10 protein-coding genes are annotated in these 15,202 nt (G+C 37.0%); 7 read left to right on the top strand and 3 right to left on the bottom strand.

Annotated elements, in window-relative coordinates; genetic code table 11:
* Positions 1-4: 4 nt before the first annotated feature.
* Positions 5-187: a hypothetical protein gene (locus ACFXN8_RS15255; RefSeq protein ID WP_386846227.1), complete on the bottom strand. Its 183-nt coding sequence runs from the start codon at positions 185-187 to the stop codon at positions 5-7.
* 244 nt (positions 188-431) lie between these two features.
* Here ACFXN8_RS15255 and ACFXN8_RS15250 point away from each other — a divergent pair, with 244 nt between their 5' ends.
* The 6 genes from ACFXN8_RS15250 to ACFXN8_RS15225 all read left to right on the top strand — a co-directional run bounded on the left by ACFXN8_RS15250 (position 432) and on the right by ACFXN8_RS15225 (position 11,873).
* Positions 432-5,024, top strand: coding sequence for a DUF8202 domain-containing protein (locus tag ACFXN8_RS15250; protein ID WP_386846225.1), 4,593 nt, complete (start codon positions 432-434; stop codon positions 5,022-5,024).
* 185 nt (positions 5,025-5,209) lie between these two features.
* Entirely contained in the window at positions 5,210-5,407 is a 198-nt protein-coding gene (locus ACFXN8_RS15245) for an S-layer homology domain-containing protein (RefSeq protein ID WP_376074864.1), read from the top strand.
* 133 nt (positions 5,408-5,540) lie between these two features.
* Positions 5,541-8,606, top strand: a complete 3,066-nt coding sequence (locus ACFXN8_RS15240; protein ID WP_386846223.1) for a sensor histidine kinase — start codon at positions 5,541-5,543, stop codon at positions 8,604-8,606.
* The gene (locus tag ACFXN8_RS15235) at positions 8,603-9,712 is read left to right on the top strand and encodes a response regulator (RefSeq protein WP_386846221.1); all 1,110 of its coding nucleotides are present in this window, start codon (positions 8,603-8,605) and stop codon (positions 9,710-9,712) included. The genes ACFXN8_RS15240 and ACFXN8_RS15235 overlap by 4 nt, the downstream gene beginning before the upstream one ends.
* Positions 9,713-9,778: 66 nt before the next feature.
* Positions 9,779-10,942, top strand: coding sequence for an iron-containing alcohol dehydrogenase (locus tag ACFXN8_RS15230; protein ID WP_376074861.1), 1,164 nt, complete (start codon positions 9,779-9,781; stop codon positions 10,940-10,942).
* Positions 10,943-11,129: 187 nt separating this feature from the next.
* Complete coding sequence (locus tag ACFXN8_RS15225; protein WP_386846218.1) at positions 11,130-11,873, top strand: hypothetical protein; 744 nt, start codon at positions 11,130-11,132, stop codon at positions 11,871-11,873.
* Positions 11,874-11,946: 73 nt separating this feature from the next.
* Here the strand turns inward: ACFXN8_RS15225 and ACFXN8_RS15220 are convergent, their stop codons facing one another.
* Positions 11,947-12,942, bottom strand: a complete 996-nt coding sequence (locus tag ACFXN8_RS15220) for a cation diffusion facilitator family transporter (RefSeq protein ID WP_386846216.1) — start codon at positions 12,940-12,942, stop codon at positions 11,947-11,949.
* Positions 12,943-12,957: 15 nt separating this feature from the next.
* Positions 12,958-13,674 (bottom strand): MgtC/SapB family protein, encoded by a 717-nt coding sequence (locus ACFXN8_RS15215; RefSeq protein ID WP_386846214.1) that lies wholly within the window; start codon positions 13,672-13,674, stop codon positions 12,958-12,960.
* A 329-nt stretch (positions 13,675-14,003) separates the two neighbouring features.
* On the opposite strand from ACFXN8_RS15215, the gene ACFXN8_RS15210 reads away from it, so the two are divergent.
* Positions 14,004-14,903, top strand: coding sequence for a DMT family transporter (locus tag ACFXN8_RS15210; RefSeq protein WP_386846212.1), 900 nt, complete (start codon positions 14,004-14,006; stop codon positions 14,901-14,903).
* Positions 14,904-15,202: the final 299 nt, after the last annotated feature.

The following is a 15,202-nucleotide window of genomic DNA, read 5'->3' as shown; positions in this document are numbered from 1 at the left end:
ATCATTAGGATGACTCGTTTTTTTCTTGGGGCGATTTGTATTTATTCGTTTGGATAAGATGCTCCAGCCGCTTTTCTAACATCGCTTTTCTTACTTTCCGCTCCTTTTGTATAAGCATATATTTCAATATACCTAATCCACCGAAAATAACAACAAACCAAATAATTACAATATTTAACATAATCATAAGCAAAATTCCTTTGTTCTATGTACTGTCTCTACTATACAATGACTACCTAAACAAAATCTGAACATATGGATAGATTATTTGTGCAGGTAGATAGAACTGATATATAGACAAATAGAACTAATTGTTCAGATTCTGTTCAGGAAGACTATAGTAAATTGAAGTATGACGGTGTTAAAAATTTGAAAGGGCGAAAATATTTAATGAAGAACAACGGAGTTTTAAATAGGTAGGAGGGAAAAGGATGCATAGCAAAACGAAACAGAAAAAATGGTGGAAGCGTTCACTTACTGTTATGCTTTCACTTACACTTGTGACAAGTAGTGTTTCGCTGACAGGATTGCCTAAAAAAGCGCAAGCAGCGGATCCTGTGAATCCGGGTGGTGTAAGTACACAACCAGTACTATGGTTGAAATCAAATGAAGGTGTAAAAGAAAGTGCTGGAAATTTAACACATTGGGCTGATCAATCTGTAGCACCAGTGAATTTTACACTTGATATTCCAACAGGACAAGAAGAGAGAACACCGAAGTATAACGTAAATGGTGTGAACTTTAACCCAAGTGTAAAATTTGATAACCCAAGTGGAGCAGCTCACTATAATCAATCTGCTAAATTAGTAGGAGATAAACAGATTACTTTCCAGTCTGGATATGCGGTTTATAAATGGCCTGAAGCTGGGACTGCAGGGGCACTTGTTGGTTCTACGGAAATAATCAAGTACGGTACTCAGATTTTAGGTGGGGGTGGAAGCGGTGGAAACTATTTCGCAGTAGGGACAGGTGCAAACTCTACATGGCGCTCTTTTGGACCTGCTAACAGAAAAATATTCCAAATGGCAAACTATGAAATGAATGATGATGGCACAAAGGCATTAGCAAGAATAAATGGACAGCTGACTACTGTAGGTCAACCAACAATTACAATTAAACCAATTACATTTACACCTGTTATTGGGGCTACTGGACCTGGAGCTTCTGGTAGTAACTTCTCAGGTCTCAATGCTGATGTGGCAGAGGTTATTTTGTATGATGGGGAAACAAGTGCAGATGCTGCTAAAATTGAAACGTATTTAGCCGTAAAATATGGGATTACGTTAAATGATGGTACTAACAATTACGTAGCGACAAATAACGCTATTGTATGGGATGCAACTGAAAACACCAAGTATCAACAAAATATCGCTGGTATCGGTCGTGATGATGCAGAGGAACTTGAACAAAAGCAAAGCCGAAGCATTAACGAAGGTACACAGGTTGCAATTGGTGTTGATGCACTTACAGCTACAAATTTGACTAATCAAGGTACGCTTACAGATGGACAATATTTGATTTGGGCCGATAACGGCAAGGATCTAGCGTTCACAAAGCAAATCGGCACTACTAACAAAAATCATGCTGAACGTATTTGGAAAGTACAAAATACAGGAAGTGTTGGTGAAGTAGAAATTGCCATTCCAAAGAGTGCTCTTCCAGAAAACACAACATTACGAGTAGGGGACAGCGATACAGATTTTGCACTAGCAACTGAATATACATTAACAGAGATTACTTTAAATGGCGCACCTCATTATGCTGCAAAAGCGACATTAGCCAATAGTCAATATTTCACATTTGCAGCGGATGCACCAGCACCACTAAGTGTGAAAGTGGAAGAAATCACAGCGAATCAAAATCAAATTATCGTGACATTTGATAAAGACATCAAATTAACAGCACCTGAAGCAACTGGGTTTACAGTGACAGTAGGTACTGAAACAATTACACTAACTGATGCCGATGTGAAAGTAAATCCAGCTGATCCAAAGCAATTACTGATTACATTACCAGGGACAGATACCACTGGTAAATCCGTAAAAGTAGAGTATGATGGACAAGGAAAATTAACAGGTACAGATGGTGTACCGGTAAATAGCTTTGAAGAAACTATGACAAACACTGCCATACCATCTCTACAAATCACGGAGCCAACAGGTAAAGTGAACACTAAAAACCCAGACATTAAAGGAACAGTAGATAAAGACGCAACGGTGAGAGTTGTGATTAAAGATAAAGACGGCAATGAAGTACCAAATGCGAGTGGGAATGCGACGGTTGACGGAAGTGGCAATTGGGCATTCACGCCAAGCATTGACTTAGTAGATGGCGACTACACAATCGAAGTCGAGGCAAAAAGAGGCGACAAGATAGCAAAACAAACGGTAAACATGACGGTAGATACAGCAGCTCCAAATCCAACAGTGGGAGTAACAGCACCAACAGAAACGGTGAGTACAGGTAAACCAACATTTACTGGAACAGCAACACCAGGTGCAACAGTAAAAATCGAAATTTCTGATAACATAACGTTAACAACAACAGCAGATGAACATGGAAACTGGAGCATCACACCGAACAAAGATATACCTAATGGCACATACAATGTCGAGTATACAGCAGAAATTAATGGTCATACATCTGGCATAGTATCAAAACTTTTAACAGTCGATGCGCCAGATAAATCACTTTTAGCGACTCGAGTGGAGATTGTCGAAGGCTTAACAAAAGAAGATTATACTCCTGAAAGTTGGAATGACTTAGAGCCAGCATTGAGTGCAGCAAAAGCTGTATTGGACAATCCAAATTCAACACAAGCTGACATAGACGCAGCTTACAATGCTTTAAAAGCAAAACATGATGCATTGGAGTTTATAGATTCAGATAAAACAGTTGATAAAACTAATCTGCAAAAAGAGCTTACAATTGTCGCTGGATTTAGCGAGTTGAATTATACGCTAGATAGTTGGTCTGCATTTGAAACGGCAAAAAAAGATGCCCAAGATGTATTCAATGATCTTCAAGCAACTCAAGAAGAGGTAAATGCAGCTTGGGAAAAATTAGTTGCAGCGCGTCATGCATTAATAGATGCCCCGACTGCTCCTACAGTAGATAAAACAGCATTGCAAGCCAAGGTAAATGAATCAACGAACTTATCGGCAGGTAGCTATACACCAGAAAGTTGGTCAAACTACCAAAAAGCGTTAAATGATGCGATAGCTATATTGACAAAAGGAAGCGCTACGCAAACAGAAATAGACGATGCCTTACAAGTATTAACAGCAGCACAGAATGCACTTGTAAAGAAACCTACACAACCAACATCAGGTCTAGGCTCACTAACACCATCAACAGGTGCATTAAGTCCAAACTTCTCATCAGAAGTCACAAATTACACAATGAATGTGAATTACGCAACGTCTCAACTAACATTTACAGCACTACCAAGCAATTCAGGTGCTACAGTGACGATGACCGTGAATGGACAAGTTGTGACAACTGGTCTTGTTCCACTCCAAGTCGGTGCAAATACCGTGGTTATTACGGTTCAAGATGGTACAGGAGTCAAACAATATACAATTACGGTTTATCGTGCCGCTGACTCGTCATCAGGCTCAGGCGGTGGCGGAGATACATGGACGACAGCTCCAACACCACCAACAACGACTAAACCTGGTACAACTACAACGAAAATCCAAGTGGCATTAGAAATTGATGGCGAAAACCCACTGGAAAAAACAACAGTGGAAATTGAGCGCACAAAACATGCCAACAGTGAAATCACAGATGTTGTGGTATTAACAGAAGCGAACTCGAAGGAAGCTGTAGAAAAAGCGAAACGAATTGGCAATAACATTGTTCGTATCGTCATTCCGGATGTCAATGATGAAGTAGATAAAGTAACGATAGAAATACCGAAACAATCTCTACAATTACTACATGACAATGGTTTATCATTAGAATTTGCTACAGAGAATGGACTGATTGCAATTCCACTCAGCTCAATGGACGGTTTGAATGATAATTTCTACTTCCGTTTAGTACCTGTGAAAAAGGAAAGTGAGCGCAAGGCAATTGAAGAACGTGCTCGAGTGGAGAGAGTGGTTCGTGAGACACTACAAAGCAACAATGTACGTGTCGTGGCTCGTCCAATGACGATTGAAACAAATATGCCAAGTCGACCTGTTCAAGTAACACTGCCATTAAAAGGCGTAAAAGTACCGACAGATACAGCGGAGCGTCAAGCATTTTTAGACCAACTAGCAGTGTTTATTGAACATTCGGATGGCGAGAAAAAAGTGGTATTCCCTGAAGTCGTGACAATGGCGAAGGGTGAACTTGGCTTACGCTTCACAGTGAACAAATTCAGTACATTTACGATTATTCAGGTAGAAAAGAAAGAAGAGCAAGTTATTCACCACCATGAAGCATACATTAAAGGCTTCCCTGATGGTACATTTGGTCCGGAGAAAAACGTAACACGTGCCCAAGTAGCTACGATGATTGCGCGTATCTTAGGCTATACAGATGGCACAGTAGATACTGCACCATTCAAGGATGTGGCAAAAGATCATAGTGCAGCAGGGGCTATTGCCTTTGTCAAAGAGCAGGGCATTATGAACGGTGATGACCATGGAAACTTCCATGCGGGTCAAAATATCACACGAGCAGAAATGGCAGCAGTGGTAGCCAACTACAAGCAGCTTTCTGTAGAACAAGGTGTAGCTATCACGTTTAAGGATACAAAAGGCCACTGGGCTCAATGGATTATCGAGGCAAATCGTAATGCAAGCATTATTAACGGTCGCGCAGATAGCAGTTTTGCACCAGATGAGCACTTAACACGTGCCCAAGCAGTAGTGATGATGAACCGTATGTTTGAACGCGGTTCACTACAGGGCGTGACAACACCAAGCTTCCCAGATGTGAAGGCATCTCACTGGGCATTTAACGAAATTGAAGAGGCAGCGAAACCTCATGCATATTTCATCGATGAAGAGGGGCAAGAGCAAATTAATTGAATAAGTATGGCAATTACAGGCTAAGTATTTTTTAGCCTGTTTTTCAGTTATTTATTGGTTGAAGAGAGTTTTTATTAATAAATTGATATTTTTAAAAGATCTGTTCAGATTTTGTTCAGGCATCCATTGATAGACTAAATAGGAAAATCATGAAGCCGATATTTAGTGAAGGGGAGAACATAAAGATGAAAAATAGCACTGCACTTTACGACAAACTATTTAAAGTAGCTATGGCTACAACTATGGCTACAAGTGCAATTGCTGTTGTGGCATCAAACATGGCAAAAGCCGCAAATGAGGAAGTATTTACGGATGTCAAAACAACCTCTGACTACTATGAATATGTTAATGAATTGTTTGAACGTGGCTTTGTGAATGGGTAAACTATTAAATAACTTCCCAATTATTGTTCAGAATTTGTTCAATTATTTTATAATAGAAAAAATTACATAAAAAAATAAATGATTAAGCAATCGAATCTATGTAAATAAATCAAACGATAGTGAGAACATAATAATGAAAAAAGATTTTGTAATAGTGGTTAGTATCTTCATGTTATTTGCCATAGTTTTTGTGGTAGGGAATAGGCATCATTTTTCGGGAAATAATGACAGCATTGTGAAACAGGGAATGGCGGTTGTTTCAAATGAGCAACTTGAAAATAATAACACCATTAAGCTCAATGGGGATTGGTCCTTTTACCCGAATGTTCTGATATCGCCTCAACAGTCATTAGATGATTTCGAAGAGCGACGTATATCTATGAAAGTTCCTGATAAATGGGAGGATTATTTTCAATTCAATGAAAAAGGTCCTCTTGTTGGTACCTATCATCTCGTAGTAAAGGTGCCTACAGAAGGGCAGTATGGTTTGTTTTTTCGCTATATTCACTCATCTAGTCGTGTTTTTATTAATGGTATCAACGTTGGGGGAAAAGGGAATCCAAGTACATCTTTCTCGAGCTTTCAATCAGAAAACGATGATGCATTTATTGTCATGGGGCAAAGTAACGAGCAAGAGCTTGATATATTAATACAAGTAGCTAGCTACAATAAATATCCAACAGCGGGAATGATTTATCCTGTTGAATTTGGAACAAGGGAGAGCATACAGAATTTCTACGATCACAAGAGGTTGATTGATGTATTGGTGATTTTTGGACATATCGTTTTTGGCATCATTTACCTGACTATCTATGGACAAAGTCGCAAAAGGAAAGAAGAATTGTTTTTCGGACTTTATATGTTACTGATAGGTTTTCAGTCGTCCTTTACTAATCACAAGATTTTCTTTCAAGTTTTTCCTATAGAAGAAACGTTTACCCAGTCACGTTTACAGCTCGGTGTTATCCCTCTAATCGATATTTGTCAAATACTTTTTCTTTATACTATGTATCCACAAGTGGCGAATAAAAAAATTGTCAATACAATTGTTATTTCACTAGGTTGCGTTTTTTTTCTATATGGTATTTATAATCCATTTTATCTCGATACAAGTGAAATGACTGCACAAGCAATGATTATTCGACAAGTTACATATGTAGCTTTGATTATTTTATTAACTGGCTACACGCAACTGATGTTAATCCGTGTTATCTTGAAAAAACTAGAAGGTGCACGATATATATTAATCATTTTCGCAGGAGGTTGCTGTTATACGTTATTAGTAATCATTAATTTTTTAGCAGAAGTACCTAATGAGTATAGTGAATTGACATTTTTGGGTTGTACATTAGTTGGCTTCACTTTACTCCTAAACTATCGTATGAATCAGGCCTTTACGGATGCACAGACATTATCAAAAGAGCTATTAGTACACAATCAAATGAAGGATGAATTTTTACTGAAAACCTCCCATGAATTGCGCACACCGTTAAATGGGATTTTGAATTTATCAAAATCACTAATGGAAGGTGCTGAGGGGCCGTTGAAGCGTACCCAACAGGAGCAAGTGATTTTAATTCATAATGTTACGCAGCGTTTAGGTTATTTGGTAGAGGATTTACTGTTTTCATCCAATTATATGTCTGGCGAAATACGTGTCTCTCCTCGTACAGTGGCAATAACGGTGATTAATGAAGTAGTAGCAGAAATTCGCAGTGTGATGTCTACTAATAGTCACGTACGATTACTCGTTGAAGTAGATTTGACATTGCCGCCCATGCTGACAGATGAATTGCGCTTTAAGCAGGTGTTGTACAATCTGTTACACAATGCTATCCAGCATACCGAAATTGGAGAAATTACTGTAACTGCCTATCAGAAAGAGAAACATATGGTCATCGAGGTGAGAGATACCGGAAAAGGAATTTCCGCTCAGGATTTAGAACGCATTTTTAATTCGTTTTATCAAGTAAAAAATAATCATCAGAAGGAGGGCCTTGGAATAGGATTAAGCATTGCAAAAAATATTGTAGATAAATTAAATGGTGATATTTATGTAAAAAGTACTTTAGGTGAAGGAACAACCTTTACATTCACAATGCCTCTTGCAGCAGAAGAGCAAGTGGGTATTGAAAACTCATTCGCAATCGTCTCACGTACCAATACATCCAAAATATTACAGCTTGAGCTACCGTTGATTCATAATGGAAACGATAAAAAAATACTTGTAGTAGATGATGATCATGTCAATATAAAGGTTTTAGCGGATGTATTAGCACTAAAGGGCTATACAGTGATTGGTGTTGATAATGGCTTTGACGCTATCGACTACATCAAAACGAATCAAGTGGATTGTATGCTAGTCGACTTAATGATGGAAGGTATGTCGGGCTATGAATTATGTAAGCAAGTGCGCAAGCAATATGACATGTTAGAACTACCAATCATTGTTTTAACTGCTATTATGAAACATTCTGATTTAGTGCTAACCTTGCAAGTAGGAGCGAATGATTATTTACGAAAGCCTGTAGCAACGGATGAATTGCTTATACGAATAGAATCATTATTAGCGGTTCGACAATCATCAATAGATGCAATCGAAGTTGAGATGAATTATTTATATGCGCAAGTGACCCCTCATTTTGTCTATAATACACTCAATACAATTATTGGATTGAGCTATTCCGATATGGATAATACAAGGGAAGCACTATACTGCCTAGCAACTTACTTCCGTGCAAAGCTCAATGTTCATTATCGTAACAGTATGGTGTTGATTGAAGAAGAATTGGAACTCGTAAAAGCATATCTTTATATTGAAAAGATGCGTTTTGGTAATCGTTTAACTGTCAAATATGATATTGATGAGTCTATACAACTTATGATTCCAGCATTATCGCTACAGCCTTTAGTGGAAAATGCCGTTTTTCATGGTATTTCCAAAAAGCCAGAAGGAGGTACAATTGAAGTAAGTGTCCAGAGAGAAGGACAATTTGTTCGGATTAAAATACAAGATAATGGGGTAGGTATACCCGCTAAAAAGTTACAACAATTAATTAATGAAGAAAGTTCGCGCATTGGTTTTACAAATCCGTTAAAAAAATTTAAATTAATGAAAAATGCGAGCCTTCGTTTAAATAGTGAGGAAGGAAAGGGGACAACTATTCTAATATTATTACCGAAGGGTGATGAAGCATGAATATTATTATCATAGATGATGAAAAAATGGCTATTGATGTTTTACGTTTCAAGTTAAATCGACTTACACAATTTCAGATTTCTATTAAAGGAACATTTACGAATGCAGCCGATGCCCTGATTTTTCTAGAAAAAGAATCTATTGATGTTGTTTTTCTAGATATAGAAATGATTGATGTGCATGGCTTACAGGTAGCAAAACAATTAAAAGGGAAATCATCATCTACACAAATAATATTTGTTACAGCACATGCCCAATTTGCAGTGGATGCATTTGATGTAGAGGCAACGGATTATTTGTTAAAACCTGTTCATGAGAAGCGGCTCATAAAGGCGTTGATCAAAGCGCAGCAGAAGTTGCAATTACAAGAAGATGTAGCAAAAGTGAAAAAAGAACATCTCTTATATGCACATACATTTGGAAGCTTTTATTTATTGGATGCCCAGCATGAGGTTATGAAGTGGCGTACTAGGAAAGTGCGAGAACTATTTTTATATTTATGGTTTCATCAAAAAAGGCCTATGTTAAACGTTGTCATAATAGAGGAGCTCTGGCCAGATTTAGAATTTGAGAAGGCGGCCAGTAACTTACATACGTCTATTTACCAGTTAAGGAAGCACCTTAAAGAAAAAGGTATTCAAGATCCAATTCGATTGGTCAATAATCATTATCAATTAAATGTGGAAATTGCTAGTGATTATGATAAATTTATTTATTTGCTAGAGCAGAAAAGGCATGATGAAATATCCATCCAGCAGCTTTTAAATTACTATGAAGGTGATTTTTTAGCGGAGGAGGAGTACTCTTGGGCTATTCAAACCCAGCTGCGCTTAAAGCAAGGGATCTTACATGTACTCGAAATGTATATTACTACTACAATTTCTATTAATTCATTACTAAAATTAAACTGTTTACAAAAGATGCTAGAGCTAGATGAGTTTAACGAAAACTATATGTTTCTACTACTAGAATTTTTAATTGTGCAAAACAAAAAACAGGATTGTATAAAGTGCTATGAGAGGATACAAGAAAAATTATCGGAAATTGGTATTTCAGTACCAGAGAAAATTCTTAGTATTTATAATGCTTACATGATTCATGTTTAGGGATCTTTATTCTTTGCTTTCTCCAATATAAATATGAGAAAATCCGAGTAGAAAGGGGCGAATTGAATGGATTCATTTACATTTTATAATCCAGTGAAGTTACATTTTGGTGAAAATGCACTGGAAAAGCTATCAAATGAGTTAGCTCTGCATGGTGAAAAGGTGTTAGTTGTTTATGGTGGAGGAAGCATTAAGAAAAATGGTGTATATGATGCTGTCATCGAGAAGTTACAAGAAGCGGATAAAATAATATTTGAACTAAGCGGTGTTGAGCCAAACCCACGTGTAGAAACAGCAAGACTTGGTATTGATCTTTGTAAAAAAGAAGGAATAGATCTAGTATTAGCTGTTGGAGGCGGTTCCGTAATTGACTGTTCTAAATTAATAGCCGCTGGTGCAAAATATGATGGCGATGCTTGGGATATTGTAAAGCGTAAAGTATTTGTGCAGGACGCTTTACCGCTTGGAACGGTATTAACGCTAGCTGCAACAGGCTCCGAAATGAACTCAGGCTCTGTTATTACAAATGCGGCTACTGAGGAAAAACTAAGCTGGGGTAGCCCTGCTGTATTCCCGAAATTTTCGATTTTAAATCCAGCGTATACAGTGACAGTACCAAAAAATCATACAGTTTACGGTATGGTTGATATGATGTCGCATGTAATTGAACAATATTTCCATAATACGACGAATACACCGATTACAGATGAAATGTGTGAAGGAGTATTAAGAACTGTCATTGCAACAGCACCTAAATTGATAGAAGATTTAGAGAATATCCAGTTGCGTGAAACGATTTTATTAGCCGGAACAATTGGATTAAATGGATTCTTATCAATTGGCTCTCGCGGTGATTGGGCGTCACATAATATTGAGCACGCTGTATCTGCAGTGTACGATATTCCGCACGCAGGTGGTTTAGCAATATTACAACCACATTGGATGCGTCTGAGTGTACCCGTAAATCCAGAGCGTTTTGCAGGCATTGCAACACGCGTTTTCGGTGTTGACGCAACAGGGAAGTCCCCAGAAGAGGTTGCATACGAAGGGATTGATCGTTTATCGGCATTCTGGTCTTCACTAGGAGCTCCAAGTCGCCTAGCGGATTATGACATTGATGATTCAAAATTCCAGCAAATTTTAGAGCATGCTATGCAAAATGGACCCTTTGGAAACTTCAACAAATTACAGGAAGAAGATGTGCGAACTATTTTGCAAAACGCTCTTTAATATGAAAATAGACATGAGGCTACGCGTTGTAGTCTCATATTTTTTATTGTGCCAGTGTCCTAACAAAAATCTTAGGAAATAACTAAGTCCTTGTCGAATGTTCTCGTTAATTGTAAAATTGTTCAGAATTTGTTCAACTATGTTTATTAAAATAAAGATAATAATAAACTAGGATGGAGAGGGACAAATGTTGAAACAAATGCTTGAAGATTGCAATGTCACATCGGGTTGCATAAAGACGCCATTTCAGCGGCACGTTTATAAAATGCAGAATTGTGTAGAAGTATTGGGGATTGAAACGAAATCACTGCAAGTTGAGAATGACCAAATTGTCACGGGATATATCGTTGATCAAAGTATATTTTTAAAAAGCTTACAATGTGGCCAAACGAATATTACCTTTACAGATGGTGTAAATAAAGCAAATGTACAAGTTTTTGTACGTCCTTCTGGGGAAATCGTTGTAGAAGTGGAACCTTATTTAGGAGATACTGAAATAGTGCTAGTTTATTATCGAACAATACTAGCAGATACAGCTATTGCGATTGATTTAAAAGGTGCTTTAAAACATTATTTGGTGACTCATCAAATGATGAATAATGATGATTCAATTGCAGAGGTACATTACCGATCTATGCATCCTAATGTATTGAAAGATTCTTATGCGGGTAATTTCATATTAGGTTGCTATGCAGATGGAAGAGAGATTACAAATGCAGAAGAATATGCATTAGCTAATCGATTGGCAACATTAAAATTCTCAAAAATCGTTATTCAACAGCAAGGTGTAAAAAAGGTTATCGCATTAAAAATGTTATTAACTTTTATGATAACAGATCATGTTTTTGTAAATAATGAAGAGATTCTAGATTGCTTAATAGAAGATACAAAAGAAGTTAAACGAGAACAAAGTCATCTAGTACTGGTATAAAAAATAGCCAACTGCCTGAAATAAGGCAATTGGCTATTTATTTTATTTAGAAAAATTATTTTGGATCATGATGTTATTGTTTGGGTGTTGAGTTTTTCGGTCTTTCACCAATATGCACCCAAGCTAGTTTCCCATCATCTTCATCAAATAAAATGGCCACTTTTGATACGCCCTTCTGACTTAAAATGACCTCTGTTAAATGGTCGCGTACATCATCTAGAAAAGCGAGTGATAAGTTGGGGTCAGCTTCGGCAACTAATTCCACATGTAAAAATTCACCTTCTTTAACGACCTCTAAACGAACAATATCTTTAATGTTTGGGTCATCCATAACAAGATGAGCAATATGATTTAGCATTTCTTCGTCTGTTTCACCAATAACCCCACGCGCATTATCAAGGAAAACTTTTGCTACTACATAGAACATCATACAACCAATAATCATTGATACAAGTCCTTCTATTCTTGTCCAGCCTGTAAAGTGTGCGATTAAAATAGCTGCGAAGGCCAAGAAGTTACCTCCTGTAGCCACTAAGTCTTCCATAAACACTAATTTTGTTGCTGGTTTTGCGCGATTTAAATAGGGAAAAGCTTTAGGGATAGCAGTTATTATTCCCGTTTTTTCCTGCCCAGCGTCATGTAGTATTTCAACGGCAGCCTTCGCAAGAACTGACCCTTCTAAAACAATACCAATCAATAATACGCCAAGTGCAATGAACATTCCTTTAGATTCTCCAGCTGGGTGTATAAAATGATGCCAGCCTTCTTTTATAGTTTCATAAGAAAGGATTGCCACAATTATAACAGCAAAAAGACAAACTAAATTTACTATTCGGCCAAAGCCTCCAGGAAACTGTTTTGTCGGTGCTTTTTTCGAAAGCGCTGAGCCGATATAAACGAATAATTGGTTTGCTGCATCTCCTAGTGAGTGCATCATTTCTGCAAACATGGCAACATTACCTGTAAAGAAGAAGGCAACACCTTTAATAATTCCTAAAAAGGCATTGACAACTGCTGCCAACAGAGAAGGTTTATTCCCGTTTTTTAATAGTTTCAATATTTCTCCCACGAAAGAACCCTCCAACTAGTTTAAAATTTCCATTTCGATTTTTTCTATATAGGGTAGTGCTCGTAACGAACGATAAAATGACAATAAGTTATCAGAAACTATTAATGATAAGCGTAAATCTAATTCGTGAAAAACATTATCATTATTTGGAACATCTTGAATGCGTATGTTTTCGATAATAATATTGTTTTCCTTTAGAAATGCTAAAAAGGATTCACTATTTTCATCATTGTTAATCTGAACTTTCAATGATACTTCTCGCATACGAATCCTTTTTGGTCCTATTTTCATTAGGAACGGCGATAAAACCTCGATGCCGAAGACAATGATAATAACAGCCAAAGTAGCATCTATATAGAAGCCTGCGCCAACAGCAATTCCTATCCCCGCAGCTCCCCAAATCATTGCTGCAGTTGTTAAACCTGAGATACTATCATTCCCGCGCCTTAAAATAACACCTGCTCCAAGAAATCCAATTCCACTAACAATTTGGGCAGCTAAGCGTAGAGGATCCATTGTAATATTGATTTCCGACCTTGGGGGTGTTGAGTAGGCGGTTTCAATCGAAATAACAGTTAATAAACAGCTAAATGTAGCGATAACTAAGCTCGTTTTTAATCCTACAGGCTTCTTTTTTAATTCTCTCTCGATGCCGATTACTAAACTTAATGTGGCTGCAATTACTAATTTTATGCCAACTTCATATGTAATCAAATTTTCAAATGTTTCCATACGCAACCCTCCACAGATATTTCGTATTGCTAAGAGATATGCAAGGTGTCATTATTATATGTACATTACTTTTTTGTATTGTACATCACGATAGGAATGAAGTATAAGTATTTTTAACTTCTTTCGGCAATTATTTTATGTAGCGAAAGCGAAGCGTCAGTTACAAATGTTTTATGTAGCGAACTAAAGTAGTTACAGAAATCGCCACTTCTATTGGTGGTTCGATAAATGCGGGTATAAGTTAAAGCCTCAGGTAGATATCACGGATAGCACAAAGCCGAATCCAGACGTAATTATGCCTAGGCAAAATTGATTGGAGGTTGGTTTTAATGGAGAAACCAAAAATTCATCCATACATTCCTATATTTATTGGTGTTATTTCTGTATCCTTATCTGCTATATTTGTAAAATTGGCAAATGCAGAAGCAGGGGTTATTGCGTTTTACCGTATGTTGTTTTCAGTGTTAATAATGGCGCCTCTGTTTTTTGGGAAGTACACTAACGAGATAAAGAAATTAACAATACGTGATTGGGGATTTTCTTCAGTTGCAGGCATATTTTTAGCCTTCCATTTTATTTTGTGGTTTGAATCACTTCATTACACTTCTGTAGCAAGTTCTACAGTTTTGGTTACACTACAGCCGTTGTTTGCATTTGTAGGTACATATTTTTTCTTCAAAGAGAACATTACTCTGAAAACCATACTTGCAGGAGCGGTTGCTATTGTTGGTAGTATTTTAATCAGTTGGGGAGATTTTAAACTTAGCGGTACTGCATTTTATGGAGACATGCTTGCTCTTATTGCGTGTGCACTCGTTACTGCTTACTTTTTATTTGGACAAGATGTACGTAAGAGGTTATCTCTTGTGACCTATACGATGCTTGTTTATGCTGTTAGTACAATTACGTTATTTATCTATGTTCTTATTAAGGGTGAATCGTTCGGCCCCTATCCAACTATGGACTGGATATGGTTTATTTTATTAGCGATCGTGCCTAATTTATTTGGTCATACTCTATTTAATTGGTCTATCAAATACGTTAGTACAAATGTAGTCTCTATTGCGATATTATTTGAACCAATTGGCGCGGCCGTTCTAGCTCTTCTCATTTTTAAAGAGTATTTAATAGCCACACAAATTATTGGTGGATTAATTGTTATAGTAGGAATTCTATTATTTGTAGTGGATGAGAAAAAGATTTTTAAACTTTTTTCGAAAAAAGCTTGATTTTTAAATTGCTATATTATATATTATTACTTGTCCTTAACAAGAAGGACGACTTAAAAAAAAGATTTTAAAAAAGTTGTTGACTTCTTGTCGAAGATGAGTTATGATGATAAAGTTGTTAAAAACAACAACAACAAAATGAACCTTGAAAACTGAACAAGCAAAACGTAATCAATAAAGTTTTTAGTAGCTAACCTTGAGTTGGTGAACGAAACAAAATTTTGGACATCAAACATGATGCCAGCAAAACAATTTGAGCTAATCAAATTTCTTTTTATGGAGAGTTTGATCCTGGCTCA

This window comes from Lysinibacillus sp. NPDC059133 (genome assembly GCF_042755925.1).
In the GTDB taxonomy this organism is placed as follows: domain Bacteria; phylum Bacillota; class Bacilli; order Bacillales_A; family Planococcaceae; genus Lysinibacillus.
The sequence above is the reverse complement of the archived record's forward strand: the minus strand, read 5'-3'. Positions and strand labels throughout refer to the sequence as shown.

Excerpts from the sequence above, each read along its gene's own strand:
- ACFXN8_RS15255 (WP_386846227.1), bottom strand. The coding sequence starts at position 187 with ATGATTATGTTAAATATTGTAATTATTTGGTTTGTTGTTATTTTCGGT.
- ACFXN8_RS15250 (WP_386846225.1), top strand. The coding sequence starts at position 432 with ATGCATAGCAAAACGAAACAGAAAAAATGGTGGAAGCGTTCACTTACT.
- ACFXN8_RS15245 (WP_376074864.1), top strand. The coding sequence starts at position 5,210 with ATGAAAAATAGCACTGCACTTTACGACAAACTATTTAAAGTAGCTATG.
- ACFXN8_RS15240 (WP_386846223.1), top strand. The coding sequence starts at position 5,541 with ATGAAAAAAGATTTTGTAATAGTGGTTAGTATCTTCATGTTATTTGCC.
- ACFXN8_RS15235 (WP_386846221.1), top strand. The coding sequence starts at position 8,603 with ATGAATATTATTATCATAGATGATGAAAAAATGGCTATTGATGTTTTA.
- ACFXN8_RS15230 (WP_376074861.1), top strand. The coding sequence starts at position 9,779 with ATGGATTCATTTACATTTTATAATCCAGTGAAGTTACATTTTGGTGAA.
- ACFXN8_RS15225 (WP_386846218.1), top strand. The coding sequence starts at position 11,130 with ATGTTGAAACAAATGCTTGAAGATTGCAATGTCACATCGGGTTGCATA.
- ACFXN8_RS15215 (WP_386846214.1), bottom strand. The coding sequence starts at position 13,674 with ATGGAAACATTTGAAAATTTGATTACATATGAAGTTGGCATAAAATTA.
- ACFXN8_RS15210 (WP_386846212.1), top strand. The coding sequence starts at position 14,004 with ATGGAGAAACCAAAAATTCATCCATACATTCCTATATTTATTGGTGTT.